This is a genomic window from Empedobacter sp. UBA1574 (assembly GCF_002322895.1).
GTDB classification, from domain to species: domain Bacteria; phylum Bacteroidota; class Bacteroidia; order Flavobacteriales; family Weeksellaceae; genus Empedobacter; species Empedobacter falsenii_B.
The window spans coordinates 1-3,682 of the sequence record NZ_DCOI01000008.1 but is presented as its reverse complement, the minus strand read 5'-3'; the positions used below and the strand labels follow the sequence as shown (position 1 = coordinate 3,682).

The 3,682-nt window shown below is 34.8% G+C and carries 2 protein-coding genes; both read right to left on the bottom strand.

Annotation, left to right across the window (positions count from 1 at the left end; all coding sequences use genetic code 11):
• Positions 1 to 37 precede the first annotated feature (37 nt).
• Positions 38 to 1,666 (bottom strand): restriction endonuclease subunit S, encoded by a 1,629-nt coding sequence (locus tag B3578_RS01965; RefSeq protein ID WP_291046776.1) that lies wholly within the window; start codon positions 1,664 to 1,666, stop codon positions 38 to 40.
• Positions 1,656 to 3,296 carry a type I restriction-modification system subunit M gene (locus B3578_RS01960; RefSeq protein ID WP_291046775.1) on the bottom strand — a complete coding sequence of 547 codons (1,641 nt, stop codon included), beginning with the start codon at positions 3,294 to 3,296 and terminating at the stop codon, positions 1,656 to 1,658. Before B3578_RS01960 ends, B3578_RS01965 begins: the two co-directional genes overlap by 11 nt.
• Positions 3,297 to 3,682 lie beyond the last annotated feature (386 nt).

Here is a 3,682-nt window from a genome sequence, read left to right as displayed (position 1 = left end):
ATTTAAAATGCACAACGGGTAGTAATTTAGTTTTTCTTTACCCCTCTAACGTTGCTAAGCGACTTAATAACAACGATTGAAGTTGTGTGAGTTTATTTATAATGCTATATGAAAAAATTAATCTTTTAAAAATTGGTGCTGTTTGATTATTAAAATAATTGACAATATCTTTATTAGAACACTGTAATATTTTTATTGAATCAACTTGATTATTACTTACATTAAATTGCTGACTATCTCCTCCAAAACTCCATATTTGATTTTGAAATTCTTTAGTCTTTAAAACACAATATAAATACCCGACATTATTTAATTCATTATTTCCTGTTTTGAAATATCCGACACGTTGGTTGACATATAACTTCTCGTTTATATTTGGTATCAATCCAATTTTCCCCATAGTAAAACCCGTCATTGCTATTACTATATCACCTTTATCAACAAAGGATTTTATACTTTTTGACAAATTATTTTTATTTATAAAAGCTAATTCAGAATCATCAATACTATTATTCTTTATTGTCCCAATTTTGATCACAGGAATTCCTGTGTCTGTCCACCAATCACTTTTAAAAGCAAAACCAGAATTTACATTAATGTAATTTGAAATGGGCATTTCATCCCAACCCTCAGGAATTTCCTTTTCTAATTCTTGGTTGTAAACCATTTTCCCTGCCGTCCTTAACTCCGTTTGCGGGGCAGGTAAACTGGTTTTTAGTTGAGGAATTCCGCCTGCTTTTTCAATTTGCCTGCTTATCCAAGTTCTACCATAGCCTGTTTTTAAATCTTTTTCTCTTTTTGCAGCTTCTTCCTTTGTTGCAAAACTTTCCCAATGAATAACTTTTAAAGGTTTATTAAGTTTTGTCCATTCAGCACCTTCTCCCATATAGTGTTCGTAAAACCTACGGTATAAATCATTCGTTATTCCTTTATAAACAGAATCGTTCTCACATAAGATAAGATATACAAACCAAGTTTTGCCATCTGAAACGGGTAAACCACCGACCCTACTATATGTACAAACACTTCCTATCTTAGTAATATATTCATCGATTGGCAGATTTTGGTTTACCTGCCCGTGAGGACGATAGCTCGAAGGAAGGCAGGGAAACTCAAAATCGACAAACCATTGCTTGTATAAGGTTTGAGCAGTGGCTTCTAACTTTTCGCAGATTTGTTCGTTGACTATTATTTTGTTTGCTACCGCTTGGTATTGGGCAACAATCTCGCGTTGTTTTTCGATGGATGGAATCTCAATTTCAATTGATTTCAAGGCATCTAAACTTAATCCTCCACGTACGTCTGCATCTGTATAAAACCAACATTGCCTATCAAGCTCACTTCTTCTAAACCAAAGCATTAAATATTCCGGAAGTACAGTTGCATCTATTACTTCAAATACATCATAAGCTGGAGAAACAATAAATGGATAATCAAAAGTAGACATTGATATAGGTAATCGTTTATCTCTACCAACGTGCATTCTATTACATGCAAATTGATTTTTTACAACAACTTTATATTTTTTCAAATCAACACCAATCGTATTTGCTACGGAAGGCATAAAGAATTTATCAATATTAATTCCGTAGAGAATAGTTGCAATACCATCTACATTTTTATTGGAAACAAATTTGACAATATCTCCTAACTTTTTATAATTCATAACCCAACGATTTAAATACGTTAGCTACCTCTTGTTTCAAAGCTTCTTCTTGCTGAAACAAGTCTTTCAATTCTGTTTGCAAGGTTTGCATTTGGGTATCGTAGTCGATATTTTCGTCACGGTTTACAAACGCTATGTATTTACTTGGCACCAACGAATAATCTTTTTTACGAATCTCTTCTAAGGTTGCAGCGTAACAATATTCGGGTTCGTTTGTGTAAGTTGGGGCGAATTGCAATTCGCCCTTACTTTCGCCCTTACTTTCGCCCTTACTTTCGCCCTTACTTTTATTTCCCTTACTTTCGCTTTTATATGTCTGCCAATTGTGGTAGGTAGCTGCAATTTGCTCAATATCTTGTTCCGAAAACTGAATAAATTTCTTTTCAAACGGTTCTCCTTTTTGGCGTAAATCCATAAACAACACTTCACCTTCGCGGTTACGGTACTGTCGGGGCGAATCGCAATTCGCCCTTACTTCAGTGCGTTCTTTTTTATTTCGGTTCAAAATCCAAAGCGTTACTGAAATGTTTGTAGAGTAAAACATATCTTGAGGAAGAATTACAATTGCTTCTACCAAGTCGTTTTCTATGATTTGTTTACGGATTTTGTATTCTTCACCACCACCCGAAAGGGCACCATTGGCTAAGATAAAACCAGCCACACCGTTTTGCGAAAGTTTAGAAATCATATTCAAAATCCACGCATAATTGGCATTAGATTTTGGAGGAACTTCGTAACCTGTCCAACGTGGGTCGTCTGTTAATTCGTTTTCTGCGCGCCAATCTTTTAAGTTGAACGGCGGATTCGCCATGATGTAATCGGCTTTCAGTTCTTTGTGCTGATCGTCACCAAATGTATCGGCGGCTTTGTTACCTAAATTGGCAGAAATCCCACGAATGGCTAAGTTCATTTTAGCGAGTTTAAACGTGGTATTCGTTAACTCTTGTCCGTAAATGGAAATGTCTTTTTTGTTTCCTTGGTGTTTCTCAATAAACTTCAACGACTGCACAAACATACCACCCGAACCACAAGAAGGGTCATAGATTTTCCCTTTGTAGGGTTCTATCATTTCGGCAATCAAGTTTACAATCGACTTCGGCGTATAGAATTCTCCTTTTCCTTTTCCTTCGGCAATGGCAAACTTACTCAAGAAATATTCGTACACACGCCCCACAATATCTTGCGCTTCATCACGCAACGTATCGATGTTGTTGATGGTATCCAATAAAGCGGAAAACTTGGATTGGTCCAATCCTAATCTTGAGAAATAGTTATCGGGTAACGCACCTTCTAAGGATTTGTTCGTCCGTTCTATGGTTTTAAGTGCGGTATCTACTTTTAGGGTAATGTCTTCTTGTTTGGCGTTTTCGATAATGTACTCCCAACGCGATTCCTCAGGTAAATAGAATACATTTTCTGCCTGATAAAATTCTGGTATTTCTAAGAAAGCTTCTTTACCTTCTACAATCAATGCTGACCTGCGTTTAATGAATTTATCACTTGCGAATTTCAAGAAGATTAAACTCAATACCACATGTTTATATTCTGAAGGTTCTATCGAACCACGTAATTTATTTGCTGCATCCCAAAGGATTTCTTCTGTACTTTTTGTTTGGACTTTTTTAGCCATAAATGCTTATCAATTCTTTTTTGTAAATATACAAATACAATAACTGCAAATAAAGTCATAATAACGGATAATTATTTACGGTAAACCATATTTGTTAATGTTTTTCAAATATAATGAAGTATAGCGACAAAATAAGACGCTATGATAATAAACAACGAATAAAAAGGTAGAATAGGATAGAAGCTTTTGAAATAAAAAAGTATATTTATCAAAACTTAAATTGATGTGTCAAGTTTATTCTGATGTCACGTTTTGTACCTGTTCTGATTTTGAAATCGATCAAGTTCAATCATTAAAAAATTACTGGGTTTTGTATCGTTTCAATGAAGCGTTAGACCTTGTAATTGTCGGCGAAATAATGTTAGATTGTAAATCGTCAGCAAAAA